Here is a 24525-nt window from a genome sequence, read left to right as displayed (position 1 = left end):
AATATAAAAAGCGCCAGAGACTCAACCCTAGCGCCAATTATTACAATATTTTAATAATTAGTTTTAAATTAACATTCTTCGAATTATAAAATGACGTACTTACTCCCAAGCCTCCGAAAAGTCTTGATCTTTAAACGCTGCGGCCAAACCTGTCACCTGTTGCATTCTTAATACTTCATCTCGATCCATACCAAGCTCACAGCATATTTTCTCGTTGCTCCACTCAAGCTCTCTTAATTGCATCACCAGGTTAGCCGTTAACTCTACTTGGTGTGTTCCTCTGGCAACGTTATGCCTTACCGAAGTAGACATACTTTTCTCTTCAGACTTACTCATTACGATCGCTGGGACATATCCTGATATAGGTTGTAACTCTGGGTTTGATTTTACCAATTCGAATCGGTGGAAACCGTCAATCAACACATATTGATTGCTATTAACTGTTTGATTAACGATAACCGGCATTGTTAGGCCGTCTTGTTGAATTGAATGTTTGAGTAACCGATTTTCTGGTGACGCCATCTTGTTTGGATTATAGTGGTTTGCTGAAATCATCTCCAATTTCAACATCTGTACATTACAAACAGGTGGAAGATTTGGGTTTAGTTTACATAATAGTTGCGTAACTTGATTATAAAGAGCGACTGAAGCATCCAGATGCCCTACATCTTTTATCCCATCCGAACTAAGTAGAGACATAACAAACTTACTTTCCATAGAAACCACCATTCCCGACATAATCGGTGTACAAAGAACAGTATTGCTGAGCTACCGCTTTGTTATAGCCAAATGACAACCCTCGGCACCAGTAGTCATTCTTGATCAGCACTTTGCAAATCCTCCTCCAACTTGGGACTTGTTTTTTTGCCTCCAGTTTACTGTCAGCAAAATCGGGAATGCGCCTAATTCCTTTATGATGCCCGTTGCGGCGCCACCATTGAAGGAACTTATAGATACGCTCGCGATAATGTTTCTCAACATGTGGCGGCATGGTACTGAGTAGATGTTTGCTATATTGACGGTAGGTAAATCCGGTAGGCAAATTAAATCGGTAGTAACCAACGATACGCCCCTGGTCTTTAGAATACCGAGCGCCAAAGTTACACCCTTCAACTCGATCAACCAGTTTCTGCCAAGTGTCTGGCTCTAGTATTTGATACAACCAGAGTCCTTTACGTTGTTCGTCACCAAACGGTTGGCAGAGGCGTTGCTGTGAAATAGAGACACCTGCTTTGTACATCAGATCATAGACTTTGTTGTAATCCCATTGCCTACGTCCATTTGCAATCCAGATATCTCGTGTTTTCCAATCATATATAGGATAAGCCATGTAGACGTCTTTTTGCATCTTGGTTGTCCAAGGCAAATGATGGAACTTCTCTTTGTGTTGGTTTTTGATCGTGTTGTAACGATTCAAGGATTCGTCGGCTCTCAAGCCAATTAACACCGCAATCTTTGTTTGTTTCTGTTGTTGATACCAATGGGCAAAATCAAATACGAAATCTTCAAATTCCATTCCAGAGTAAAAAAAAGGAAGTTCTTTTGGGTTGTTAAATACCCCAAACACCTCAGGAAGATTTCGAACCCAGTTTGCTTTTTTATGTTCGTCCCAACACATCCATTTAGGTTCAAACTGAGACACCGAATTGCGCAAACTAATGGGTAAACAGATCCAATAAGGGCGAATCTTTTTAGTGATGACCATGCGTGTTATAAAGCTTTCTGTTTCCTTATATTGTGCTTCAAAGTCAACGATTAATGTATCAACCGGCAAACGTCCTCTGCGCTGCGCTTCCTCAATAGCAAGATTAAGTAGCACTCCAGAATCCTTCCCTCCGGAGAAGGAGACATATAGATGTTCGAAATGGTCATAGAGATATCTAACTCGCTCTTGCGATGCAAGCAACACATCTTTCCCAAGCAGAGACTTTTTACGTTGTCGAACCATACTCCTTCTCCATATTAGTCAATGAAACTCGGCTTATGATTTCGAAAAACAGTCTAAATCCTAATTAAGTCGTGAAGTGTTTTGGACGGATTTAAAGATAAGCCTGATGAGAGAGGCTAAAAGACTTAATATTATGTTTTAAATCATTAATTATTATTTAATAAAGATGGAGAGCACCTAAAGATAAGTAATGATTAATTTACTACAAAGTAACTCTTAATGACGTTTAGAGTAAGTGTGTGAACTGGAATCTTTGCTTACTTCGACGTCTCTAACATTGGCTAGGTTTCACTTCACAACTTCACTTTCCGACACACTAGCTACTTCTGGCTAAACTTCACTTCGCTGTGTTTTGGGGTGGCAACCGCCACCCCACTTTTTAGCTTTGACGTCTAAGATGACGCTGACTGTTCTGATACACATGTGGGTAAAGAGAGCGTGCTTGGTAACTTGCTCGAAGCTTGTCCTGTTGCCATATAGACATGTCTTAAGTGTAGACCTCCATTAGCTTCGCTCCTGTGGTGTACATTTGCAGAAGCGTAATATCCATCGACTGGCCAATCATAATTTGAACCTATAGCCATTGTTGACAATTCCAAAAGCTCTCCTTCAGTAGGTCTTCGCCAGTTGTCTCTACCATTAAATTTTATCGTAGCGAGATCTCGACAATATCGATCATGTTGGCCATAGTCTCCCCCGATGTTTTTTGAAGTGTCTTCAACTTTCTCGTCATAACCATCATTTCGCATAACAAAAAATTGGTTGGTACCACTGCCACCATCCACAAAAAGCCTTGAGTACGTATACCCAGAATTGTAAATGGTTCTATCAGGGCTGTACCACATGTAATGCATCACTGATACTCTAGGTGGTTCAGTAAACCATTTGTCGTCAGCTGCACCAGTACTTCCAACTATAATATGTAGGCAATCTTTTAAACGATGCGCTTTATCAGTATTGCCTTCCACCCCGCAAGTTTCTAACTTTCTTGGTGTTTCAAGATTTATTACCGGTGAGAGTAATCCATTGTACTCTGCCTGCATACTGAACTGACCAACAGCCCCCGCTACCAGCCTACCCTCTGAATCAAGCGAGTAACATGGCTCTCCATTACAGTTTTCAGAAACCGCAGCCCAAGTGACTTCAGTAGTGATATCTTGTAACTTGAGCTCATCGTCCAATGCATAGACTTCCAGTTGAAACAAACGTCCTGACAATTCTTGATGTTGCCTTTGTACATGGGGGGCTGAATTAGCAATGGGATTATCTCGAGTAAACTTTATATGCAATTTTGATGTATCAGTAGGCGTCTCATCGTCAGAGTCCGCATCACCACTATTAGAGTTATCTCCACCAGAACCAGAGCCGCTATCTTCACCAGGATTACCACTATCACCAGGACTTTCTGAACCACCTTGTTCGCCACCTGTCTCATCAGATGAAGAGTTATCTTCTGTTTCTTGGTTTGCACTGTCTTGGTTATCTGTCGTACCTGCAGACGTATCTTGTGTATCTCCGGTATCTACCTGAGTAAGCTCTCCACTATCACTACATCCGGAAAGAGCAACCATCAAGCTTAAACCGCATGCCAACAGTATTGAACGACGAACTTGTATATGTTTGTTTTTATTGTCTGTTTGAGGGTTAGTAATGCTCATATTTAATTCCCACCTATGACTTTAAATGTGTCTGCTTGTACAAACAGCTGAACAAGCGAGGCGAGAATATTTAATTGGCGTATAACAAACGACTAATTGGTTTTAATTTATTAATTTTAAATCATAAAAATCATGCACTTAAAAAATATATTATCATTAATAATTTTGTAAGCTCTAACGGCGCTGTGCAGAGTGCAAGTATTAAGATTATTTGATAGGATGCGCTTCCTAAGAGTTCCAACTGTTACTGAGCAACCCATGAACCGTAAAAAGAAGATCAACCAGATCCTGAAAGCCAAGCAAAAGAAGATGAATTCTAAGTTGCACAAGAGCAACAAGCCTCGCTACATCTCTAAAGCAGAGCGAGCGAAAATGGAGGAAGAAGAGCAGAGCCAGCAGCAGGTTGAAGCTACTGAATTAGCAGAAGAGCAACCAGAGACCAATGATAAGTAACTAGCTTTACTCCATGCATAAACGCAAAAAGCGCCAGCCGAGTTAACCTCGACTGGCGCTTTTTAGAATCCAGCTTGTCTATTCAATATATTTAGTCATAGCTACCATCAAATGAGACCAGTTTAATTTCTAGCTGCGCACCAAAATAACTTAAGGCAAGTTTAGGGTCTTTATTTTCAGACACTTTCTTACCAAGAGTTTCTAATAGTTCAGCCATAAAGTCTTTAACTGGCTGTTCTGCATCTGCCAAATGTTGTTCTAAATTGTGATTTTTCATTATTTACCCAGCCATAACGTTATCAATCAATCGTTTATAGTTGAGTCCTTATTCAACAGAGGACACAAAAATGGAAACTATAAAAACGATCTTAAATGGCAACCACTATCGCTATTCTTTTCACCACTGCCCGGGCTCGGATCAGTATGCGATATTTTTATTAGGAGCACTGCAAGATATAGAGAGCGTAGATTCGTTTTCGAAACACTTTGCCACTAAGCTTAATTGCATAACTGTCGAAGTTCCTGGTACTGGTCATACAGAAAACCTTGAATCAACGATCAGTATTCGTACTCAAGCGATGATGCTGCTCGATTTAATTGATTATCTAGGCGTCAACAGCGCACATATTATCGGCTTTTCTTACGCAACAGCCGTTGCTGTAGAACTTTGCGATATCTGGCCGAATGTGCTCACTATGTCGATATGTGGTGGCGTCCCTGGCATACCCTCTTCAGGGCGCTTAGCAACGAAAAAAATGATCGCTGCAGCCATGGACAACCCACATAGTTTCGCTAAGTCATTCACCGAATCGCTTACCGTGAGTAATAACGATATTCCAAGGAATAAAGCCATCATTAAAGCGACAGTGCGAAATATTACCAACATGGCTCAGGATAGGATCGATATCTTCTTCGAAAACTCAGTGAGGTTACTGGTTCACACCCCTACCAATATCGGAAATATCTCCGTACCATGCACCGTTTGTGTCGGTGAATACGATCCCTATGTCACCAAAGAAACTGCTGGCAAATTTGCTAGCCAGTTAAAAAATGGCCGACTCGTTGTCATTAAAAACGCCGATCATTTGGTGCATTTGCAGCATCCCGACAAAGTCGCTACCGCAATGCTCGCTCAAGCGAATGCCTCAATAGAGTTACAACACACGCTTGCTGCATTGACCTAAATAATACAGGGATATTGTTAGATTTTAGCTAAGCATAATCAACTCAAGGCGCTGTGCAATTTGAGTTGATTATTTTCACTCAACGCACCTAGATCACATTTTGTATGTAAATCTTTGATAAAGTAGTTAGTATTTCTACTGCCCGTTTCTTGCACTCCCCACTAAGTGGGCGCAATGCTTCTACGATCAACGAATCTCTGATGTGCTGAGCTTGTCTTAAATGGTGGAACTGAGGAAACTGGCGCATTTCACTGGTAAAGTTAACGTGCGAGTTTAATTCAAAGCCTAACTTAACTCTAAAGCCAATTGCAACTGAATAATCGCGTACTTTATGCACATCTTCTAGTTGTAGATACTGATAATCAGACAGGCCAAGTACCCGAGCAATCACTTCAACGGGGATCTGGTGCTCTAACCTAAACCGTTTAACTGTAATGGCGACTGAGCGGTAGTAGTCAATGGCAAACGCATTAATGTCGAGGACTTTGGGAGGCAGCAGCTCATTATAATGAATGTTTGGATCAATTTGAGATTGGGTTTCTTGTCTGAATGCCGCAAATTTTTCACGATCTGCACAATCCATTAGATTGGTTACAAGGTCGAGATACAACTCAAACTGCTCTGTGGGTAGTCGACCAATACAGTATAAGGCTTCAATCGCTTTATCATCCATACCACGATAAAACTCGCGCATTTTTACCGCGTAGTAAAAGCTCGTCATTGGAACCATCATTACCCACGACATAGCAGCGACCATGTGTATAGGTCGGATTGAGCGATAGCTCTGCTGCATGTAGCGTTTTAGAGTAGAGTTGTTTATTCCAGTGACGCGTTGTTCTAGATCGCGGAATGACATGCCTTGAGCGCGACGAACAAACGACATTGATACTGCCATATCAGTATCAATTGTTTCTAGAAGTGAATCCAACATTTGGATCTTCTCTTCCGAAACAGAAATCGTCACCTGATCGGCACTATTGAACATACAACCCCATCAAACACATATAAGAAATAGTGCGCTCACTCTAACATATCATGCCGATTTTTTGAACAATTAAGCATTTTATTTCAGTGTAAGTATTTGTATATGCTTACTTTTTCAATATGGCATATCGGAAAAGTCGTGCGTAGCAGTGTGATGGACTAGCGTGTTATTAGCAGTGATTCCTCGATCGGTATGTACTTATCACTCACATCAATAAGGGCTTGAGCCGTTAAACCAGGCACGCCATAGACATCAACCCTAGTGCCAAAACGTTTTTGAATTCGGTCAACTAACAGCTCGAAGTCTCCATCACCTGAGAGAAGTATGACGCGATCAACCTTTGACGCCGCTTCATAGACGTCTAAGGCTATCCCTACGTCCCAATCCCCTTTTGAACTGCCATCATGTCGCTGAATATAAGGTTTGAGTTTAACGTTAAAGCCAATACCACGCAGGATATGGTGAAATTGACGCTGTTTTGGATCATGAGAGGCAATAGCATAAGCATTCGCTTCTACGACTTGCTGACCTTCAGTCGCGATGTACCAAAACTGGTTGTAATCAAAGTTCGCTCGATACTTATCTCTAGTGGTGTAATAGATGTTCTGAACATCGACAAAAATCGCGATTTTTTCCATGATTGATTACCTTAGTTTCGACGCCGAGACTTTATCAGAACCATGATAGAATTTCAGCTTTCCACCCAATGATTAGCGCAGAAGACAGCAGTAACGTTATAATTGCGGGGATGGCATCTTTAAACGTATCAAATCTAGCATGGAAAAAGATGGCTCCGATAGATGTTAGAGCAATACCTAATGCTCCTAAAATACTTAAAACAGAGCTCATCAGATAGATCGAGGTAATCAGGGCTATTGCAGAAGAGAACTCTACTATCCCTACTGCGAACATTGCGTTCCTATTTAGTCCATATTTTTGAAAAAACCTTAGTTGTGTTTCATAAATAAACTTGTGCCAACCAAACAGTTTGATTGAGCTTGCGAAAGTAAAAAACACAGCGAGTAGCAAAGAAATAACTGTCATATCATTGAACCTTGTTTGAATAAGCTTTCTGTGACCACCAGTATATTCATTCCCAATACAACTAATAAATAATAGAATCAGCATGGTATGTATTCAAAATGAGAATAGATAAATGAACAAATTCGACTGCCTAAACGTGTTTTGCCAAGTTGCACGAGATGAGAGCTTCACCATTGCTGCCATGAACCTAAACACAACACAAAGCTCTGTAAGCAAAAAGGTCGCGTGGCTAGAACATAGCTTAAAGTTAACGCTATTTCATCGAACATCACGGAACGTCAAGCTCACAGAGCAAGGTAAGCAATACTTTGACTATTCATCCCGCTTGCTTGAAGAGATGTCGGTCACTGAATCACGGCTTAGAAACGAGTTAACTGCAGTAAGTGGTAGGTTGTTGCTTTCGTCACCTTCAGCATTTGCAACTATGCAATTAGCTGAACCAATAGCAAAATTTATGGAGTCTCACCCAGCCGTTACTGTAAACGTATCAGTAAATGATAGATTTGTAGATCTTTATCAAACAGAAACAGATATTGCGATTCGAGCAAAGCACCTTGAGGATTCAAATCTAAAAGCACGTAAACTGTTAGACCATCAGGCGGGTATTTTCGCGACACCTGACTATGTTTCGATATACGGTTCACCGAAGCTACCTGAAGATTTGCAACTTCATCGATGCCTTACTTATTCATTAATTTCCCCCTCCAACCATTGGCTGTTAGAAGGAGAAAAATATGAAGTGAATGAGGTATTCTCCAGTGACTCACCAGATATGCTATTGAAAATGGCACTTCTTGGTAATGGTATCACCTATTTACCAAAATGGATGGTGCAAGACTACGTCGATTCAGGTCAGCTTATAGAGCTTTTTAGTCAACTTCCGAAGGCTATTTTGCCTATGTACGCGGTTTACAAATCAACAGAGCATACCCCCTATCGAATTCGTGCATTCATCGACTTTCTAGCCGACTATTTTCAACAAAGAGAAGCCAAGTAAGTGAGTCATATTCAAGTAAACCTGCTTTCGATGATTAACTAAACCACTTCAACTTATCGTGCAAAGACGTCACGCTACCGACAACAATTAACGCAGGGCTCACTGCCTCTTTCGCCATGTTTGGCAACTCTTTCAGCGCCCCTGTAAATACCCTTTGTTCACGTCGGGTTCCATTTTCAATAATGGCACACGACATATTCGAATCTAGCCCAGTTTCCAACAATTTTTCGGTGATGTAACCGCTTTGCTTTAAGCCCATGTAGAACACGAGTGTGTTATTAGACTGAGCTAAAGAGTGCCATTCAATTTCACGGCCATCTTTCTGCACATGACCCGTAATGAATTGAACACTTTGCGCGTGATCGCGATGCGTTAATGGGATCCCCGCATAAGCCGTCGCACCCGCAGCGGCGGTGATACCCGGAACAACTTCAAAGCGAATGCCATGTTCGGCAAGCTTTTCTAGCTCTTCTCCGCCACGACCAAAAATGAACGAATCTCCGCCTTTTAGACGGACAACCTTTTTGCCTTGCTGCGCTTTCTCAACCAGAATCTGATTAATTTGTTCTTGAGGAACACAGTGGAAATCTAACTTTTTCCCCACGTAAATCATTTCGGCATCGCTATTGGCTAACGCCAGAATCTCTGGAGAGACCAGGCGGTCATAGACCACAACTTCTGCTTGTTGAATCACTCGATAGCCTTTGACTGTTAGTAGGTCTGGATCGCCTGGCCCAGCACCAACTAATGAAACAAAACCAAGGTTTGATGGAGAGATTGGAGTCATGCTCATAGCTATGCCTATCAACGTAAATTTGGATATAAAGAGTAGTACTCAACGGCTACGTAAAGTGAATGACTACTTTTTATATTCAAATCAAGACTGTATTTGATGGTTAGGAGCCCCACGTGACAACGTGGAGCTGTAAATCATTATTTCGCTAGTGCTGGTTTCGCATTAACTTCTTCTTCATCGCTTAGAGAAGGCGCTGTTTTTGCGTGAGTCAGGTATAGCGGAATACATGTCATGATCAAACCACCAACGATGTTACCAAGGATGGTTGGGATAAGGTTGAAGTTCAACCAAGTCGCAATCCCAAAATCAGCGCCTAGAATCATGCCTAGTGGGAATAGGAACATGTTTACTACTGTGTGCTCAAAGACCAGTGCAAAGAAGATGAAGATTGGGAACCACATCATTGCTACGCGACCGGCAACCGTACGTGCCGTCATGTTACCAATCACACCTAGACAAACCATTAGGTTACAGAAGATACCGCGCACGAAACAGGTAATCCATCCGTCCATACCCATGTTTTCGAAGCCTAGGCTACGTGCAGTAGAAACCGCGATGAACTTCTTCGCAACTGCGTTGAGTTCTAGAGAAAAGTTACCTGTTAGTGAGATTGCTACTAGGTAAGCAACAATCAAAGAACCGATAAGGTTACCTAGGCCAACAAGACCCCAACAACGGAAAATGCGGTTCCAAGTAATGCCAGGACGACCTTCAAATTTTGCCAGTGGCGCTAGACCAAATACACCGGTTACCAAGTCATAGCCCATCACAGATAGAATAACGAAGCCAACTGGGAAGACTAACGCACCGACAACACCGACACCCGTTTGTACGATTGTTGTAATTGCAACAACCACTGCAAGCGATAAGATGATACCAGCCATTGTGCCACGAAGAAGCAGATCACGAGCGCTTGTTTTCGTCTTTGCTTCGCCAACGTTAATCATAGTTTGCACGAACTCAGCAGGTTTAAAGTCTGTAGACATGAATGTGTCCTTATCCAAAATTGAAAGTTAAAAGTTAAAATCGAATAGTGAAAGACTCGCTGTTCCTCTGTTCCCCAACTGAGAAACAACGAACCTTTAAGCTATTAGATCTCGCTTAACACTTGATTAAGCCGCTATCTCCACTTTGCCCTTTGCAACACGTGCTTTGTACGACTTCACGCTCATGCGCTCATCTTCCATACATGCACCTGTTGCTAGGTTAAAGCGTTGCTTCTTAAGTGGGCTTGCTACCCATAATTGCTCATCGTGCTCAACAATCAGGCCACGTGACAGTACATTTGACTGAAAAAACGGGTCCATATTGTTGATTGCAAAGACTTCTTCAGTTGCTCGTGGGCGGAAGATAGCCACTTGCTCACCCTCAAATAGTGCGACTACGCCAGTGCCTGGGATGATGTCTTCGATGTTGCAAACTTTTGTAAATGCCATGATTTCTTCTCCCCTTAAACCACTTCTACGTGAAGGATGTCGCCTTTCGCTTCAGGATGTTTTTCAGTGAATGTTGCCGGGCGATGTTGCTCACGGCCATCTGTCACGAACATAACGTTGTCGTCACGCTCATCAGAGTTCACGAAGTGTGCAAAACGCTTAAGCTGAGTTTCATCGTTAATTGTGTCAGTCCACTCACAGCGATACTCTTCAACCAATTTCGCTACGTCTGTTTCAAGTTGGTCATTAATGCCTAACTTGTCTTCAATGATCACTTCACGTAGGTAGTCAATACCGCCTTCTAGGTTTTCAAACCATACTGATGTGCGCTGTAGTGGCGCAGCCGTACGGATGTAGAACATCATGAAACGGTCGATGTATTTGATCAGTGTTTCTTGGTCTAGGTCGCCAGCCAGTAATGTTGCATGGCGAGGCTTCATACCACCGTTACCACACACGTACATGTTCCAACCCGCGTCTGTTGCGATAATGCCCAAGTCTTTACCTTGCGCTTCTGCACACTCACGAGTACAACCAGACACACCAAACTTCATCTTATGAGGAGTACGAATGCCTTTGTAACGGTTCTCGATCATCACGCCAAGGCCAACTGAATCTTGAACGCCGTAACGACACCAAGTAGAGCCGACACACGTCTTAGCCATACGCAGTGCTTTCGCATAAGCCTGACCCGTTTCATAACCCGCTTCGATTAACTTCTTCCAGATTGCAGGAAGGTCATCTTTCTGTGCCCCAAATAGACCGATACGTTGTGCACCTGTAATCTTGGTGTACAGGTTGTATTCCGCAGCAACATCTGCAAGTGCTGCAAGTGCTTGTGGCGTTACTTCACCACCAGCCATACGTGGAATAACAGAGTACGTACCATCTTTTTGCATGTTACCTAGGAAGTTATCGTTGGTATCGTGCAGTTTAACCAGAGATGGCTTCAGGATATGGTCACCCCAGCATGACGCAAGGATAGAACCTGCTAGTGGTTTACACACTTCACAGCCATAACCTTTACCGTGTTTCTCAAGCAATTCTTCATACGATTTGATCTCGCCAATACGTACTAGATGGAAAAGCTCTTGGCGGGAGTAAGCAAAGTGCTCACAAACGTCTGCTTTTACTTCAACGCCTGCTTTTTCAAGTTCAGCGTTTAGTACTGACGTGACAAGTGGGATACACCCTCCACAACCAGTACCAGCTCCAGTCACTGCTTTGATGTCACCAATCGTGTGGTGACCTTGCGCTACCGCTTCAGCGATTTTGCCTTTTGTTACGTCAAAACAAGAACAGATAACCGCAGAATCAGGCAGAGCATCTGCGCCTAATGTTGGTTTTTCTGCACCCGCATGAGCTGGCAGTATAAGTGCATCTGGGTGCTCTGGTAGATCAATTTCATTGAGCATAAGCTGAAGCAGATCACCGTAGTCAGAGGTATCACCGACCATTACCGCACCAAGAAGCTTCTTATTATCTTCAGATACGATTAAGCGTTTGTATACTTCCTGCTCTTCGTTCTGGTAAACGTAGCTCTTACAACCAGGAGTACGACCGTTAGCATCACCGATAGAGCCAACTTTCACACCTAGCAGCTTAAGCTTGGCAGACATGTCAGCACCTTCGAATTTGCTGTCGTTACCAACAATATGGTCAACAGCGACGGTTGCCATCTTGTAACCAGGAGCAACTAGTCCGTAGAAGGTTTCGTTCCAAGAAGCACACTCACCAATCGCATAGATGTTCTCATCAGAAGTCTGACAGAAATCGTTAATAGCGATACCACCGCGTGGAGCAACGTCTAATTGCATGTCACGAGCAAGCTTGTCTTGAGGACGAATACCCGCAGAGAACACGATGAAGTCTGTTTCTAGTTCAGTACCGTCTGCAAAACGCATAACGTTACGTGCTTCTTTACCCTCAGGAGCGATTTCAAGTGTATTTTTGCTGGTGTGAACCTTAACACCCATGCTCTCGATTTTTTGGCGTAATTGATTACCACCCGCTTGGTCTAGCTGTTCAGCCATCAGTTTTGGTGCAAATTCAACTACGTGAGTTTCTACGCCGAGCGCTTTCAGTGCACCTGCCGCTTCGAGACCAAGTAGACCGCCGCCGATAACCACGCCGACTTTACTCTTCTTCGCACACGCTTCGATCGCTTTTAGATCTTCGATAGTACGGTAAACAAAGCAGTCTTTACTTTCACGGCCCTTGATAGGTGGGACAAATGGGAATGAGCCAGTCGCCATAATCAGCTTGTCGTATTGAATTTCACGACCAGTACTAGAATGGACAATGCGTTTCTCACGGTTAACGTTAATTGCACGTTCACCAATCAACATGTTCACACCGTGCTTGTCGTAGAAACCTTCTTTAACCAAAGATAACTCGTCCGCTGTGTGGTGAGAAAAGTAAGAAGAAAGGTGGACTCGGTCATAAGCGACACGCGGTTCTTCACAGAAAACAGTAATGTCATACTGGGATGCATCTGCCTTCTCTACTAGGTCTTCAATGTAACGGTGTCCTACCATACCGTTACCGATAACAACCAGCTTCAACTTGCTCATAATACTTCCTAAGGGTTAGGTTCTTTATCTGAGCCAATTGTTAATTGTGAAAGAAAATTAATACATGATGTAAATCAATTACAGTTTTAAACTACCCTAAAGGGGTAGGAACACAATTTAACCGATTGCAAAACGTAATTATGTTACACATAACGTAACGAACTCTCATTTGTTCGTTACATCTCAACTTAATTCGCCATAGTCTCATTAAATTTTAAGCGCATGTCGCATTTATCATCTACACACCATGAGACAGTCAACATCACATATGAATGAATGATTAATGAAAATCAGTCTTATTTTTGGGGCAATTTAGATAAACCATTGATGATTCTATAAGTAACCACCTGAAATTGATTCATATCATTTATAAGACAAAGTCTCACCAGTTAGCATGGTCAAGTAACTACAAGAAAAACAAAAAATTACTAGTCATCCATTCGCATGGAGCTAATGAGCCAACAATTGGAACCTTATATGATAAATTCAACGCTCAATAAAGATTACTGCGCTACTGCTAACCTCATTTCGACAACAGATGCTTCAAGCCACATCACTCACGCAAACGACGACTTTTGTAATATTGCGGGTTACGATCGTCACGAACTTATCGGTAACCCTCATAATATGGTGCGTCACCAAGACATGCCCAAACAGGCTTTTGCTCAGCTCTGGTCCTATTTAAAAGAGGGAAAGAGTTGGATGGGTTTGGTTAAGAACCAATGTAAAGACGACAATCACTATTGGGTATCTGCTTTTGTTACACCAATTAAAGACGCAGACGGCAACACCATTGAATACCAATCCGTACGCTCGAAACCAACTGACGAACAAATTGAGCGCGCTGAATCACTGTATAGTAAGCTATCTTCTAACAAGACAACGGCTAAGCTTCGACTCCCTCTGCACCTACTATCAATCGTACTAGCCGCTATGTTTACGGTCACGTCGCTTATTTCAGCCGTATTGAGTCCAAGCCTGCTTTCTTTACTCAGCACTTTTCTAGGCTTAGTCATGGTCGGCTGTACAATTTATCAAAACAAACGCTTTGCCCAGGTAAAAACGCTAGCGCAAGATGCCTACTCTAACCCATTAATGGAGAAGCCTTACACCAATCGCTATGATGACTATTCTCAAGTAGAACTCGCTCTGATGATGAAGAAAGCGGAACTGCGCGCTGTAACCGCTCGTGCGACAGAAACTTCAGGCAAAATATTGATTTCTGCGGAAGATGAATTTGGAACGATCCAATCTATTGGTCAAAGCCTAGACCAACAATGTCACGAAACAGAGCAGGTGTCTGCGGCAGTTGAAGAGTTGACCCAATCCATTAATGAGGTCTCTAATGCAGCATCCGCCGCTTCAATGTTGGCCGAAGAGGCTGACCAAGAGTCCAATCGAGGCCTTGAGAGCATTCAAGCGACAATTTCAGAAGTTAATGTCATGGCAAGTGAACTTGCTCAAGCGCAATCGATCATTACTCAGTTGTCACAAGATAGCCAAAAAATCGATAGTATCTTAGAAGTCATCACCACCATCTCAGAACAAACCAACTTATTGGCGCTAAACGCTGCTATTGAAGCAGCAAGAGCCGGTGAAACCGGGCGCGGTTTTGCAGTGGTTGCTGATGAGGTAAGAAATCTTGCTTCCAAAACGGGTACATCGGCTAACGAGATTCATACCATGATTCGCCACCTTCAGGGAACTGCCGAAAATGCAGTCGAAGCGATGGCTAAAGGCATCACGCTATCAAATCAGTGTAAAGAGCGAGCCAATAACACCGGACAAGTTCTCGATTCTATTTCAAGTAAGCTTAATTTGGTTACCGACAGTAGTCTTCAAATCGCTGCTGCTGTTGAACAACAAGCCAGTGTCACGCAAGAGATCAACCGCAACATCATCAACATCAAGACCTTATCTGACGACACATCCGAGACTTCTCGCACTTCTATTCAGCGTACGAGTGAACTCGTTGAAAAACTCGAAGGTTTAGAGCGGTTAATGAGGCAGTTCCAAGTTAACTGATAAAAGACCCAACTAGTGATGTCACCTCTTCTCACTTCTCTTCACGCGCTGAGGTGACATTCGTTCCATATTTATACAAGTTATACCACCAGGAAAACTCAGCACACACAGGACTAGTTAGCCTCAAAGATCAACACATTCATTAACTTAGTTGAAACATTCCGCAATCTTGTCGTTCACAATGTAAGCTATCATTTGAATAGCGTGATCTCTATTCAGATTTTGCCTTGATTCCACCTATAAAAAGCATATGATGAAAGCCATATTCAAGCTTTGGCATATTTAAATTTACAAAGGCGACAAGGATGGAGCTAGACATTTTTAATCCTTCTCGGCAGTTACGCCGAGCAGTGTTATTTTGGCTTAGTACGCTACTAGCATTCATCTCGGCATCTGTTACCGCATACCACCTTGTTGTCCAACATTACAGCCCACATCACTATATAGAAACGGCATTTGGACTGTTTTCACTTTATATCGCTTACCACACTTACCAAGAAAGCATCTCAAAAGCCTTCATTGTCGCTTATGTTTTCAGCCTAACGGGTGTCACAAGCCTAGCGACCTACGAATATCCGATAGAGTTTGGCGTCTTTATCTGGGCTTGTCTGTTTCCGATGATGTTCTATTTAATCCTAGGCCGCCGTGCCGGGGTTCTAGCAACAAGCATCGGCTTTATCACCCAAATCGGAATTATTTCTTACAAGCTGTGGACAGATGGCATCGATGGAAACTCTCAGCTTGCAATCAATTTTTCACTCGCATTTATCACCATTTGGCTAACCTCCCATGTACTGGAGGTAAAAAGACGAGTCTCTGAAGCTTCGCTAGGACAACTTGCCTCCCGTGATGCGTTAACCGGTGTCTATAACCGCCACGCCCTGACTCATAACTTTGAGCGTTACCGCAATGAGAGCATCAAGCTGCCCCTTTCCCTTTTGATCTTAGATTTAGATTTCTTTAAAGCGGTGAATGACAAGCACGGCCACGATGTTGGCGATAAGGTATTGGTGCAAACTGCCGCTCTGATTGATGGCCTAAGTGACGAGCACCTTGTCTATCGAATTGGTGGTGAAGAGTTTTGTATCGCCTTGCACAATACCAATGTACAAAAAGCAAAAGAGAAAGCTGAACAAATCCGTAATGCGATTGAAAGCTACGCATTCAATGATAGCAGTACCCCAATTTCTCTTACGGCAAGCATTGGCGTTTATCAATGCGACCATTATGCGAACTTAGAGTGCGTATTAAAAGAAGCGGATAAAGAACTGTATCGCGCTAAACAAAACGGCCGCAACCAAGTTATGGTATGCAGCCGCCCTTCTAAAACCGAGTTAAGCTTTTCCTCGATTTAGTTTCCGTTGTCTTCTTCTTCAAACACCACATTGTAGTTTTCTGTATACGTACATTGTGGCTGTCGGCTACAAGTAAAGAAACGTCGGCCTTTATGTTCGCCCTGACTCGCCGTTTTGATCGTCATTGGGCTACCACAACGCTTACAAAAGCGAATTTCTTTGTCAGGTTCAATCAAATCGATATGCGCGGCAAGAAGGCGACGTAAACGCCCAACTTGATAACTGTGTTTGATGTTAGCGCCAATCAGAGGAATGCCAGCAGACTTACTCACGTGAATCAGTAGTTTTTGACGATCGACCTTGCCTTTATTGAGCTCTTTTCCATCATCAAGCTCAATCGCGACACGAACTTCCAGTGTACGAGGGTCACATACCACATAATCATAGTAGCTTTTAGAAATACGATTGTTGGCGATAAACCACTGCTTTTTATCCGTAGCGAGTGGCGTGATCACGTTAGACAGGTTCACTTTACTCATCACCACACCGTGCTGACCTACTGCTGTAATCAGTGCGTTGTAGAAAGCTGACTCTTGCGCATTAAGCAGCGCCCCTTTCTTTTTGTAGGTACTATCTTTCAACTCATCTTGTTTGAGATAGCGCTTTTGAATCACAACAAAGAAAATGACCAGTATGGCGACGACGATAAAAACACTTTCCATTGACGTTTGACTAACCTTAAATGAGTTTAATTGTTTGATTATTAGATATTATACGCAGAGGGCAATAAGACGTTAACGTTTTTGAGATGTCTGATTCGGTAACTCCAATTTGATGACGACTCTTTGGTCTGGTTTGATCTGCTGGAAGCTCTCCCCCCAATGTTTTCTAACCAGTTGATCGATTAAGCCCGATACTTTGGCTTTATCTAACGCGTCTTGAATCGCTGGCTGGTATTTTGCCATGCTCGGTGAGAGGTAGAATTTGAAATCTCGGTCGTAAACAAGCAGCAGCCTTTGCTCAATGGCCAAGTGATTGTTTTGCGCCGCTTCAGCGCCTACTTCATTCATCCCTCGGGGAAAATAGTTAACTTGACCATCGGTTGTAAGCTTATGATACAGCGCGCGCCACTCGCCATCTTCTTCGTGGACCTTCAATCCGTTCGCTTTCCATACATCAACATCAAACCAATTGACTCCTAAACCGGCGACCAGATTCGCCTGCTTGAGATCCTCAAGTGTGGTGATATTAATAAGTTTTGATTGCAGCTCTGGCGGTATCAGCATGACCCGCTTTCCTATTAGCCCATTGGTCAAAGGCACATCGATCGCGAGATACTTAGCATCTCTTTCAGGTGTTGCGAGCAACCATGTCAGGCTTAACTGCCCGCTTTCCACCATTCTTATCACACGCTTTTGCGGTATATGCTCACTGGGCACCATGATTTTGACGTCATAGCCGTCTCGCGTTAGCGCTTCAAACAAAAGCTCATGGTAAAAGTGATGCCCACCATCCACCTGTGACGCAAGAGTTAAGGTAATAGATTGCTGGGCAAAAGTTTGGCAAGCAACAAAAAACAGTAGTAGAGCACCAAATCTCATCCAATTTCCTTATTTGTACTTACCGAGTATTTGTTGATAAACACTCACTTCACCCTCACTCGTGGCCTGTTTGATGGCATCAATACCTTGCTGAAGCTGATAAACCAGTCTGCTGTCTGTTTCCAAGTTAAACGCAAAATAAAGGTCCCCTTCACTCAACACATAAACCGCTTCAAACTCTTGCGTATTATAGCCGCCTCGTTTCAGCCACCATTTGGCAACATTCTCTTCGTATGCCCATAAGTCTATACGATCTTTGACAAACTGGTTGGCGAGTGTTTCAGGTACCGAACTTTCAACCATGGAGTCTCTTGGAACCCCTAGCTCTAACAGGAGTTGCTCTCCGACATCATCGCGAATCACGCCTATCCGATACTGAGCAAGTGCCATCGGCTGACTAACGCGAATGTTTTTGCTCTTCTTAGCCAACACAACAATGCGGGTTTCGATGATCGGCCCTGCCCATTGAAATATATGCTCTCTTAGTTGGGTACGAGTCGTTGAGAAAAGCACAGTATCGGGTTTAATCAATGCGCTGCGATAGGCGCGCGGCCAAGGCTGAACTTGTATCGATTCTAAAGAGACCTGGCTGCTGGCTTGTTCACTGGCAGACCTAAGCACATCAATAGCGATGCCTTCAACGCCTGTGCCCTGGTCGTAGTTATAAGGTGGGTATTGCTCTGTAAGATAACTCAGTTCATTTAGCTCTGTACTATGCGTCACTTGACCAAGCGAGCTAAAGATGAAAAGTAATAATGTTAAGAGTCGCATGGGACGACCTCTAGTCAATTCGTTTATAGCCTATAAACAAATATAGAGGTCAATCACAATTACATCTAGGTTAGTTGATAGTTTAGTTATTAGAATTTCGGTAGGTTCTTTCAGGGCGGCCTACCGTTCCATAGTTTAAGTCCGCTTCAAGCTCGCCCGTGCTGATTAGGTATTCTAAGTAACGACGGGCCGTCGTGCGGCTAGCACCAATCTGTTCTCCTGCTTCATCGGCGGTCAGGTTTTGGTTATCGACAAACAGAGCTTTAATCTTTTCCAATGTTACGCCGTCGATACCTTTAGGTAGTCGATTCTTAGGTGAATCATTGCTATTCGCCGCTTGAAGCATTTTGTCGACAATACTCTGGTCAAGATCGTTTGCATGGTTTAACTGATGCTTTTGTAATACATACTTTTTCAATGCCGCTTCTAATCTCGGAAAGACGACTGGCTTGAGTAAGTAGTCAACGACGCCACCACGCATCGCTTGTTGTAAGGTATCGACATCTCTCGCTGCGGTGATCAAAATGACATCACAACTGAGATTCTTAGTTCTTAACTCTTGGAGTATTTCTAGACCCGTTCCGTCAGGCAGATAAACATCCAATAACAGCAGATCAGGCTGAAGAATATCGAGTTGCAAGTTAGCCTCAAGCTTCGTTGTCGCAATACCTATTACTTCATAGCCACCGATTTGTTCAAGGTAGCGTTGATGCAATTGGGCGATAGCGAGATCATCTTCAATGATCATCACTCGAGTTACTGTCGTCATATCTGCTCATCCTTAGGTAGATATACTGTCATCCTTGCTCCACACTCTTTGTTATTCATCATCTCAAGCTCGCCGTGATAACGGGTGGCAAGTTGATTGGTTAAAAATAGCCCGACACCACGAGTTGACGAGTCTTTACTCGATACGCCCCGCTCAACTAAAGAGTCGACACTGACGTTGTCCGGTAAGCCGCAACCTTGATCAACCACTTCCAATATCACTTCGTTGCCATAATCACTGATTGAAACTTCAACCAACCTCCGATCCGCAGGAAACAGAGGGTCTCGTGTGATGGCGTCTCGTGTTGCATCAAAAGCGTTATCAATCAAGTTACCCAGAATCGTGACGAGATCTTCAGGGTTAATGCGCTGCGGCAGAGGTTCAAGACGCGACCCCTCTTCAACCACAAGCTGCAAACCAAGCTCACGGGCACGTTCAGTTTTGCCCAATAGCATGCCTGCGATCAGCGGTTCTTTGATTGTTTCGCGGAGGAATTCGATCAAAGCTTGGTAGTGCGCGGTTTCTTGACCAATTAAATACTGCACCGCTTCCAGTTCACCCATTTGCACCATACCACTGATGGTATTGAGTTTATTGCGATGTTCATGGGTCTGCGAACGCAGCATTTCGGCATATTCTTTGGTTTTCGCTAGCTGTTCAGTCAGTTCGGTTAAATCATCACGGCGGCGGAAACTCGAAACAGCGCCCACGACTTTGCCATCGACAATAATTGGGCTTCGATTGGCAATTAAGCGCTGTTTATTCAGATAGAGGTTGATATCGTGATCAGTACGCGCAGTTTGAATCACACTGTGTAAGTCACTCTCAGGCAGAATCTCACTCAATGGGCGGTTGATGCTCTGCTCTTTGTTTAGATTAAGTATTTGGCATGCACTTCGGTTAATTGAACGTAACTTCCCTTGATCATCAATAGTGATAATTCCTTCTTTAAGGGTCTCTAGTGTTACATCCAGTTCAACGTATAATCGCCCTATCTCTTCTGGTTCAAAGCCTAGAATAGCTTTCTGAAAACGGCGTGACGCATAGCTAGACACAATTGCGTTAGCGCCAACAACAATGAAAGCCATCAAAATGAGAAAAATAATGAAGGGCTCAATGCGATCTTGCAGGCGATCAATCAGATAACCGACTGAAACCACACCAATAATTTCGCCCTGCTCATTGAAGACTGCCGTTTTACCACGTACTGAGTAACCTAACGAACCTTCAGCGACGGATATATAGGCTTCTCCCCCCACTAGCGCACGATCATTATCCCCACCTTTCATTGGCTTACCAATACGTTCATCTAAGGGGTGGACAAGGCGAATGCCGTCCTTGTCGCCGATAACGATAAAGGCTGCGCCAATTAAATTGGTTAGACTTCGATAGCGCTGCTGACTCTCTTGATCAACACCATTCTCAATAGCACTAATGACATAGGGAGATTTGGCAAGAAATGAAGCGACACCGAGAGCCTGATGCCCCATTTCGTCTTCCTGAGCTTGCTTAATATAGATAAATCCTGCCGCAACAAGAATCAACAGCTCAATCAGACCTGATAGTGTCATGATTATCAGCATTCTCTTGCGAAAGCTGATACTACTCCATTTCATACGTTCTCCTTTGTACACTTGCAGAATAACATTCGTCTAACATGACAACGATTGCTTGTTGAGTAATTTGTGAAGCTTACAAAGGTAATTTATTCCTATCGGTTATTACGCAACCACTGCTTATTCTTCAATCGATTGCTTTTAGATCTGATTAGGAATTTCACATATAAAACCAGTGGAATAAGTGATTTAGATCACATGGATTTTAGATTATTTTTTATACTAACCAATCACAAATTTCGTATAATTATTGAGCACAATGAAATGTGTAGGAACGTTTAAATCGGCTGTCAGAATCCAGATAAATATTAAACTAACCAAATGATGGCCTACTTGTCAGAGGGAAAGACGATGAAACGGGACGTTTTTGGAATTTGTTTGTCCAAAGGTATGCTGTCAAATAACCTATCGAGCACTTTTACGCATGTAAGGGCTTACCAAAGGTCTGAAGAAAGCGAGGATGTAACGGTATTACTTGCATTCCCGCAAATGTCTGGTCAAGAGTTACTGACCAACATGAAAGAGACAAAAAGGCTTTTGTGGCGTGCTGAATTTATATGCTCGGGCAACAAATAGTTCTGCTTTAAGTAAACGAAGAGGGAAGTCGATTGGCTTCCCTCTTTTTTGTTAACTTGTCGTCTGATCTTTGGCTTGTCTCAACTGGGTTAGGTATTTAATCCAACTCTTTGATTGTGCTGAAGGCTCGACATTGTTTGCGCGTTTCGCTTCGATCAAGGCGTTGTCTAGCTGATCTAACTTGTAAAACGCACGGGTTTTGGCCAAAGCAACATCCGCTTTCCTACCCTTCACCTTTGCCAACACACTGAGCGCAGGACGGTAGTAACCTTGTTGAACCATAAGTTGGGCGACATTCCAATGGAATTTAGAATCTAGCTTGGCCGCTAGTTTCCAAACATCCAATGCTTTATCCCACTCCTTAGCCAGTTGCCAATAGGTTGCTTGCTCAGAAAGCAGCTGCACGTCTGTGTCTGCACCATCTAGCTCACTAATCTCAATGGCTGCGCGCTCTGGCACACCACGTTTGGCATAGAGTTGAGCGAGCATTCGGCGATCACTTTGACTGAGTTCAAGCTTGTTTAGTTTCGCCAATGACAAGGTATCAAGCGCATCACGATCTTTACCTATTCTTAGCTGCAAGCCAACAAGCTGTCGCCACCAATTTATCTTCTCAGGCTGTAAGGCAATCAGTAACTCCAACGTCGGAATCGCCTGTTTCCATTTTTTAAGCTGAAGCTGAGCGCCGAGCTTTAAAGATAACGGCTGTAGGGGGCTCTCTTTGCTGACCTGCAGGTATTCATTTGCAGCAGGGATAACCTTTGACCATTGCTCTAGCTGATAATGAGACTGCGCGATACGAAGCCAAATATCATCCGCTTTCTGAGTGCTTGGGACGCTCTTTTGCAACACATAATAGTGCTTTAAAGCGCGCTCAAACTGCTGCTCATTGAGATAAAGATCAGCGAGCATTCGCTCTGTAATCCAACCTTGCTCATCTTGCAGCAGGCCACTGGTCACCGCTTTCTCTAGATGCTTGATTGCCTGTTTAGGCTTACCGTCTTGCCAGTAAAACACGCCGAGCATACGAGCGACAAAAGCTTGATCGTATTCGCGGGAGGTGTCTACCTCTCTAAGCATGGTAATGGCTTGCTTCACTTGCTCTTCTTGGGCAAGCTCATGCGCCTTTTGTACTCTGGTCGCGGTATATTGGCTTAGCTCCTGCGCAAACGAAGTACCGGAAGCCAATATAAGAGATACTAACAATAATCGTTTAATCATTTCGCTATCTTAAACTCCAGTCTTACGGTTTGACCAAGCTGAGCAATAGCTCCCCCATTCACCACTTTTGGTTGATACTTCCATTTCTTCAGCGCTCGAATCGCTTCACGCTCAAACATGCGCTTAGGATTAGCTTCAACCACTTCAACATCAATCGGTTTACCCGTTGGATCGATCGTGAACTTCATGACCACATAACCCTCTGCGCCCCGTTTCAACGCTTTTGTCGGGTAACGAGGTTCAACACGATACAGTGGCATTGCCTGCTGATTGACACCGAAGTCACCGAAGGTCGGAGCGCTGATAGCCAGTCCATCGATTGCCGTATCTAAGCCTAGCGTTGGTTGAGCAACTGGCGACACTTGAGTCAACTGAGTATTCGCCTGAGACGTTGGCATCTGCTCTGGCACTTCTGGTGCTTGAGGCTGTTCTGGTACAGAACGTTGGCGTCTTTGAACGTCTTGTTCGTTTTCTACCATCACCATATTGAAACTCAGCGCTTCACTCGGTTCAGGTGCACGGCGGTGGCTAATATCGACCATCCACGCCATTAAACTGAAAATAGCCACAACGCATGATAACGCAATTGGTGTGGCAATGAGCAATCGACCCACTAGATCTTCTCCGCCGCCAAAGCAATGTTTTTCACCCCAGCCCCTTTTGCTGCATCCATCACCTTCACCACCGTACCACTGTAGGCGTGCTCATCCGCTTGAATGACCAAAGAAGCATCAGGTTTATCGAGCATCAGGTGCTCCAAGGTCGCTTCCACTCGCTCTACATCGACCATGCGTTTATCAATGTAGATATCATTTGCTGAGGTTATCGCAACGAAAATGCCCGCTTCTTTTTGACTGACGACATTTGAAGCGGTTGGTCTGTTCACTTCTACACCAGACTCACGAACAAATGAGCTTGTCACGATGAAGAAGATCAACATAATAAATACGATATCAAGCATTGAAGTCATGTCGACTTGAGCTTCTTCTTGTTTATGATGACGTCGACCGAGTCTCATCGTTGACTCCTTAATGATTTTTCCAATTTAATTTCTTTCGTTTGGCATACTTTAACTAGCCGCGCGTGACAAAACATACCGGTCAGTGCTGCGACCATACCTGCCATAGTCGGCAAGGTCGCCAAGGATATGCCCGAGGCCATGAGTTTCGGATCGCTACTGCCTTGATTCGCCATAACATCAAATACTGAAATCATGCCTGTCACCGTGCCCAGCAGACCAAGCATTGGGCAGATCGCCACCAGCACTTTAATCACATTGAGGTTCTGGTTTAGTAGTGAGTGCGCTTCCGATAACCAACCTTCGCGGATTGAACGTGCATACCAAGAATGCTGATCACTGCGCTGTTTCCAAGCGTCTACCCACTGGTTACGCTGTTTAGGAAACTGAAACCACAGAAAGACAATGCGCTCAATGATTAGCAACCAGCAAACCAACGCCACACCGGATAGCCACCAAAGCACCTGGCCACCTTGTTGCATGAAATCTTGCAACGAAGTCATCCAGTTACTGGTGGCAATCGCCTCAGGAAATAGAGCGAATATCGCTTCCATTACGC

At 43.6% G+C, this 24525-nt stretch carries 26 protein-coding genes; 6 read left to right on the top strand and 20 right to left on the bottom strand.

The window, feature by feature from the left end:
• Nucleotides 1-99: 99 nt before the first annotated feature.
• The 3 genes from AC5O63_RS10795 to AC5O63_RS10785 form a co-directional block, all read right to left on the bottom strand.
• Entirely contained in the window at nucleotides 100-717 is a 618-nt protein-coding gene (locus AC5O63_RS10795; RefSeq protein WP_494504959.1) for an IbrB-like domain-containing protein, read from the bottom strand.
• A complete protein-coding gene (locus AC5O63_RS10790) occupies nucleotides 707-1948 on the bottom strand; it encodes a DUF3440 domain-containing protein (RefSeq protein ID WP_494504958.1) in 1242 nt (413 codons plus the stop codon). The genes AC5O63_RS10795 and AC5O63_RS10790 overlap by 11 nt, the downstream gene beginning before the upstream one ends.
• A gap of 392 nt (nucleotides 1949-2340) precedes the next feature.
• Nucleotides 2341-3606 (bottom strand): hypothetical protein, encoded by a 1266-nt coding sequence (locus AC5O63_RS10785; protein WP_494504957.1) that lies wholly within the window; start codon nucleotides 3604-3606, stop codon nucleotides 2341-2343.
• A 258-nt stretch (nucleotides 3607-3864) separates the two neighbouring features.
• Here AC5O63_RS10785 and AC5O63_RS10780 point away from each other — a divergent pair, with 258 nt between their 5' ends.
• Nucleotides 3865-4059, top strand: coding sequence for a DUF2986 domain-containing protein (locus AC5O63_RS10780; protein ID WP_272785061.1), 195 nt, complete (start codon nucleotides 3865-3867; stop codon nucleotides 4057-4059).
• A gap of 91 nt (nucleotides 4060-4150) precedes the next feature.
• On the opposite strand, the gene AC5O63_RS10775 is transcribed toward AC5O63_RS10780, so the two are convergent.
• A complete protein-coding gene (locus tag AC5O63_RS10775) occupies nucleotides 4151-4336 on the bottom strand; it encodes a hypothetical protein (protein ID WP_494504956.1) in 186 nt (61 codons plus the stop codon).
• Between the two features lie 70 nt (nucleotides 4337-4406).
• On the opposite strand from AC5O63_RS10775, the gene AC5O63_RS10770 reads away from it, so the two are divergent.
• Nucleotides 4407-5243 (top strand): alpha/beta fold hydrolase, encoded by an 837-nt coding sequence (locus AC5O63_RS10770; RefSeq protein WP_004745182.1) that lies wholly within the window; start codon nucleotides 4407-4409, stop codon nucleotides 5241-5243.
• An 88-nt stretch (nucleotides 5244-5331) separates the two neighbouring features.
• On the opposite strand, the gene AC5O63_RS10765 is transcribed toward AC5O63_RS10770, so the two are convergent.
• The 3 genes from AC5O63_RS10765 to AC5O63_RS10755 all read right to left on the bottom strand — a co-directional run bounded on the left by AC5O63_RS10765 (nucleotide 5332) and on the right by AC5O63_RS10755 (nucleotide 7272).
• Nucleotides 5332-6228, bottom strand: coding sequence for a hypothetical protein (locus AC5O63_RS10765; protein WP_004745183.1), 897 nt, complete (start codon nucleotides 6226-6228; stop codon nucleotides 5332-5334).
• 158 nt (nucleotides 6229-6386) lie between these two features.
• Nucleotides 6387-6866, bottom strand: a complete 480-nt coding sequence (locus AC5O63_RS10760) for a LabA-like NYN domain-containing protein (RefSeq protein WP_004745186.1) — start codon at nucleotides 6864-6866, stop codon at nucleotides 6387-6389.
• Nucleotides 6867-6900: 34 nt separating this feature from the next.
• Nucleotides 6901-7272 (bottom strand): DoxX family protein, encoded by a 372-nt coding sequence (locus AC5O63_RS10755; RefSeq protein WP_494504955.1) that lies wholly within the window; start codon nucleotides 7270-7272, stop codon nucleotides 6901-6903.
• 112 nt (nucleotides 7273-7384) lie between these two features.
• Between AC5O63_RS10755 and AC5O63_RS10750 the strand changes: the two genes are divergently transcribed.
• Nucleotides 7385-8269, top strand: a complete 885-nt coding sequence (locus AC5O63_RS10750) for a LysR substrate-binding domain-containing protein (protein ID WP_494504954.1) — start codon at nucleotides 7385-7387, stop codon at nucleotides 8267-8269.
• A 34-nt stretch (nucleotides 8270-8303) separates the two neighbouring features.
• On the opposite strand, the gene cobA is transcribed toward AC5O63_RS10750, so the two are convergent.
• The 4 genes from cobA to nirB all read right to left on the bottom strand — a co-directional run bounded on the left by cobA (nucleotide 8304) and on the right by nirB (nucleotide 13074).
• Nucleotides 8304-9062: a uroporphyrinogen-III C-methyltransferase gene (gene cobA, locus AC5O63_RS10745; protein WP_494504953.1), complete on the bottom strand. Its 759-nt coding sequence runs from the start codon at nucleotides 9060-9062 to the stop codon at nucleotides 8304-8306.
• 140 nt (nucleotides 9063-9202) lie between these two features.
• A complete protein-coding gene (locus tag AC5O63_RS10740) occupies nucleotides 9203-10051 on the bottom strand; it encodes a formate/nitrite transporter family protein (RefSeq protein ID WP_494504952.1) in 849 nt (282 codons plus the stop codon).
• Between the two features lie 126 nt (nucleotides 10052-10177).
• On the bottom strand, nucleotides 10178-10501 hold the full coding sequence (gene nirD, locus AC5O63_RS10735; RefSeq protein ID WP_005473845.1) for a nitrite reductase small subunit NirD: 324 nt from the start codon (nucleotides 10499-10501) through the stop codon (nucleotides 10178-10180).
• Between the two features lie 14 nt (nucleotides 10502-10515).
• Nucleotides 10516-13074, bottom strand: a complete 2559-nt coding sequence (nirB, locus tag AC5O63_RS10730; RefSeq protein WP_494504951.1) for a nitrite reductase large subunit NirB — start codon at nucleotides 13072-13074, stop codon at nucleotides 10516-10518.
• A gap of 477 nt (nucleotides 13075-13551) precedes the next feature.
• Here nirB and AC5O63_RS10725 point away from each other — a divergent pair, with 477 nt between their 5' ends.
• Together AC5O63_RS10725 and AC5O63_RS10720 are read left to right on the top strand one after the other, a co-directional pair.
• Nucleotides 13552-15099, top strand: coding sequence for a methyl-accepting chemotaxis protein (locus tag AC5O63_RS10725; protein ID WP_494504950.1), 1548 nt, complete (start codon nucleotides 13552-13554; stop codon nucleotides 15097-15099).
• Nucleotides 15100-15404: 305 nt separating this feature from the next.
• The gene (locus AC5O63_RS10720) at nucleotides 15405-16454 is read left to right on the top strand and encodes a GGDEF domain-containing protein (RefSeq protein ID WP_494504949.1); all 1050 of its coding nucleotides are present in this window, start codon (nucleotides 15405-15407) and stop codon (nucleotides 16452-16454) included.
• Here AC5O63_RS10720 and AC5O63_RS10715 read toward each other — a convergent pair.
• The 5 genes from AC5O63_RS10715 to AC5O63_RS10695 form a co-directional block, all read right to left on the bottom strand.
• Nucleotides 16451-17116, bottom strand: coding sequence for a DUF2726 domain-containing protein (locus AC5O63_RS10715; RefSeq protein WP_494504948.1), 666 nt, complete (start codon nucleotides 17114-17116; stop codon nucleotides 16451-16453). The two genes, AC5O63_RS10720 and AC5O63_RS10715, sit on opposite strands and share 4 nt — an antisense overlap.
• 72 nt (nucleotides 17117-17188) lie before the next feature.
• Complete coding sequence (locus AC5O63_RS10710) at nucleotides 17189-17995, bottom strand: hypothetical protein (protein ID WP_494504947.1); 807 nt, start codon at nucleotides 17993-17995, stop codon at nucleotides 17189-17191.
• A 9-nt stretch (nucleotides 17996-18004) separates the two neighbouring features.
• A complete protein-coding gene (locus AC5O63_RS10705) occupies nucleotides 18005-18766 on the bottom strand; it encodes a substrate-binding periplasmic protein (RefSeq protein WP_494504946.1) in 762 nt (253 codons plus the stop codon).
• A gap of 82 nt (nucleotides 18767-18848) precedes the next feature.
• Nucleotides 18849-19535: a response regulator gene (locus tag AC5O63_RS10700; RefSeq protein WP_494504945.1), complete on the bottom strand. Its 687-nt coding sequence runs from the start codon at nucleotides 19533-19535 to the stop codon at nucleotides 18849-18851.
• Nucleotides 19532-21151 carry an ATP-binding protein gene (locus tag AC5O63_RS10695; protein ID WP_494504944.1) on the bottom strand — a complete coding sequence of 540 codons (1620 nt, stop codon included), beginning with the start codon at nucleotides 21149-21151 and terminating at the stop codon, nucleotides 19532-19534. Before AC5O63_RS10695 ends, AC5O63_RS10700 begins: the two co-directional genes overlap by 4 nt.
• A 351-nt stretch (nucleotides 21152-21502) precedes the next feature.
• Here AC5O63_RS10695 and AC5O63_RS10690 point away from each other — a divergent pair, with 351 nt between their 5' ends.
• Nucleotides 21503-21727 carry a hypothetical protein gene (locus AC5O63_RS10690; protein ID WP_494504943.1) on the top strand — a complete coding sequence of 75 codons (225 nt, stop codon included), beginning with the start codon at nucleotides 21503-21505 and terminating at the stop codon, nucleotides 21725-21727.
• A gap of 51 nt (nucleotides 21728-21778) precedes the next feature.
• Here AC5O63_RS10690 and AC5O63_RS10685 read toward each other — a convergent pair whose 3' ends face one another.
• From AC5O63_RS10685 to AC5O63_RS10670, 4 genes are read right to left on the bottom strand one after another with little or no spacing between them, the layout of a single operon-like run.
• Nucleotides 21779-22948: a tetratricopeptide repeat protein gene (locus AC5O63_RS10685; RefSeq protein ID WP_494504942.1), complete on the bottom strand. Its 1170-nt coding sequence runs from the start codon at nucleotides 22946-22948 to the stop codon at nucleotides 21779-21781.
• Nucleotides 22945-23562 (bottom strand): energy transducer TonB, encoded by a 618-nt coding sequence (locus tag AC5O63_RS10680; protein ID WP_494504941.1) that lies wholly within the window; start codon nucleotides 23560-23562, stop codon nucleotides 22945-22947. The genes AC5O63_RS10685 and AC5O63_RS10680 overlap by 4 nt, the downstream gene beginning before the upstream one ends.
• A complete protein-coding gene (locus AC5O63_RS10675; RefSeq protein WP_004745213.1) occupies nucleotides 23562-23966 on the bottom strand; it encodes an ExbD/TolR family protein in 405 nt (134 codons plus the stop codon). The genes AC5O63_RS10680 and AC5O63_RS10675 overlap by 1 nt, the downstream gene beginning before the upstream one ends.
• A complete protein-coding gene (locus AC5O63_RS10670) occupies nucleotides 23963-24520 on the bottom strand; it encodes a MotA/TolQ/ExbB proton channel family protein (RefSeq protein WP_494504940.1) in 558 nt (185 codons plus the stop codon). The genes AC5O63_RS10675 and AC5O63_RS10670 overlap by 4 nt, the downstream gene beginning before the upstream one ends.
• Between the last annotated feature and the right edge of the window lie 5 nt (nucleotides 24521-24525).

Source organism: Vibrio sp. SCP2 (assembly GCF_059295395.1).
Note: the sequence above shows the minus strand (reverse complement) of the source record. Positions and strands in the feature narration are given on the sequence as shown.

What these genes read in the sequence shown, in the direction of transcription:
- AC5O63_RS10685 (WP_494504942.1), bottom strand. Translation starts at nt 22,948, where the DNA reads ATGATTAAACGATTATTGTTAGTATCTCTTATATTGGCTTCCGGTACT.
- AC5O63_RS10710 (WP_494504947.1), bottom strand. Translation starts at nt 17,995, where the DNA reads ATGAGATTTGGTGCTCTACTACTGTTTTTTGTTGCTTGCCAAACTTTT.
- AC5O63_RS10780 (WP_272785061.1), top strand. Translation starts at nt 3,865, where the DNA reads ATGAACCGTAAAAAGAAGATCAACCAGATCCTGAAAGCCAAGCAAAAG.
- AC5O63_RS10795 (WP_494504959.1), bottom strand. Translation starts at nt 717, where the DNA reads ATGGAAAGTAAGTTTGTTATGTCTCTACTTAGTTCGGATGGGATAAAA.
- AC5O63_RS10715 (WP_494504948.1), bottom strand. Translation starts at nt 17,116, where the DNA reads ATGGAAAGTGTTTTTATCGTCGTCGCCATACTGGTCATTTTCTTTGTT.
- AC5O63_RS10725 (WP_494504950.1), top strand. Translation starts at nt 13,552, where the DNA reads ATGATAAATTCAACGCTCAATAAAGATTACTGCGCTACTGCTAACCTC.
- AC5O63_RS10695 (WP_494504944.1), bottom strand. Translation starts at nt 21,151, where the DNA reads ATGAAATGGAGTAGTATCAGCTTTCGCAAGAGAATGCTGATAATCATG.
- AC5O63_RS10755 (WP_494504955.1), bottom strand. Translation starts at nt 7,272, where the DNA reads ATGACAGTTATTTCTTTGCTACTCGCTGTGTTTTTTACTTTCGCAAGC.
- AC5O63_RS10740 (WP_494504952.1), bottom strand. Translation starts at nt 10,051, where the DNA reads ATGTCTACAGACTTTAAACCTGCTGAGTTCGTGCAAACTATGATTAAC.
- nirB (WP_494504951.1), bottom strand. Translation starts at nt 13,074, where the DNA reads ATGAGCAAGTTGAAGCTGGTTGTTATCGGTAACGGTATGGTAGGACAC.
- AC5O63_RS10705 (WP_494504946.1), bottom strand. Translation starts at nt 18,766, where the DNA reads ATGCGACTCTTAACATTATTACTTTTCATCTTTAGCTCGCTTGGTCAA.
- AC5O63_RS10785 (WP_494504957.1), bottom strand. Translation starts at nt 3,606, where the DNA reads ATGAGCATTACTAACCCTCAAACAGACAATAAAAACAAACATATACAA.
- AC5O63_RS10720 (WP_494504949.1), top strand. Translation starts at nt 15,405, where the DNA reads ATGGAGCTAGACATTTTTAATCCTTCTCGGCAGTTACGCCGAGCAGTG.
- AC5O63_RS10675 (WP_004745213.1), bottom strand. Translation starts at nt 23,966, where the DNA reads ATGAGACTCGGTCGACGTCATCATAAACAAGAAGAAGCTCAAGTCGAC.
- AC5O63_RS10790 (WP_494504958.1), bottom strand. Translation starts at nt 1,948, where the DNA reads ATGGTTCGACAACGTAAAAAGTCTCTGCTTGGGAAAGATGTGTTGCTT.
- AC5O63_RS10775 (WP_494504956.1), bottom strand. Translation starts at nt 4,336, where the DNA reads ATGAAAAATCACAATTTAGAACAACATTTGGCAGATGCAGAACAGCCA.
- AC5O63_RS10670 (WP_494504940.1), bottom strand. Translation starts at nt 24,520, where the DNA reads ATGGAAGCGATATTCGCTCTATTTCCTGAGGCGATTGCCACCAGTAAC.
- nirD (WP_005473845.1), bottom strand. Translation starts at nt 10,501, where the DNA reads ATGGCATTTACAAAAGTTTGCAACATCGAAGACATCATCCCAGGCACT.
- AC5O63_RS10700 (WP_494504945.1), bottom strand. Translation starts at nt 19,535, where the DNA reads ATGACGACAGTAACTCGAGTGATGATCATTGAAGATGATCTCGCTATC.
- AC5O63_RS10750 (WP_494504954.1), top strand. Translation starts at nt 7,385, where the DNA reads ATGAACAAATTCGACTGCCTAAACGTGTTTTGCCAAGTTGCACGAGAT.
- AC5O63_RS10690 (WP_494504943.1), top strand. Translation starts at nt 21,503, where the DNA reads ATGAAACGGGACGTTTTTGGAATTTGTTTGTCCAAAGGTATGCTGTCA.
- AC5O63_RS10760 (WP_004745186.1), bottom strand. Translation starts at nt 6,866, where the DNA reads ATGGAAAAAATCGCGATTTTTGTCGATGTTCAGAACATCTATTACACC.
- AC5O63_RS10765 (WP_004745183.1), bottom strand. Translation starts at nt 6,228, where the DNA reads ATGTTCAATAGTGCCGATCAGGTGACGATTTCTGTTTCGGAAGAGAAG.
- AC5O63_RS10770 (WP_004745182.1), top strand. Translation starts at nt 4,407, where the DNA reads ATGGAAACTATAAAAACGATCTTAAATGGCAACCACTATCGCTATTCT.
- cobA (WP_494504953.1), bottom strand. Translation starts at nt 9,062, where the DNA reads ATGAGCATGACTCCAATCTCTCCATCAAACCTTGGTTTTGTTTCATTA.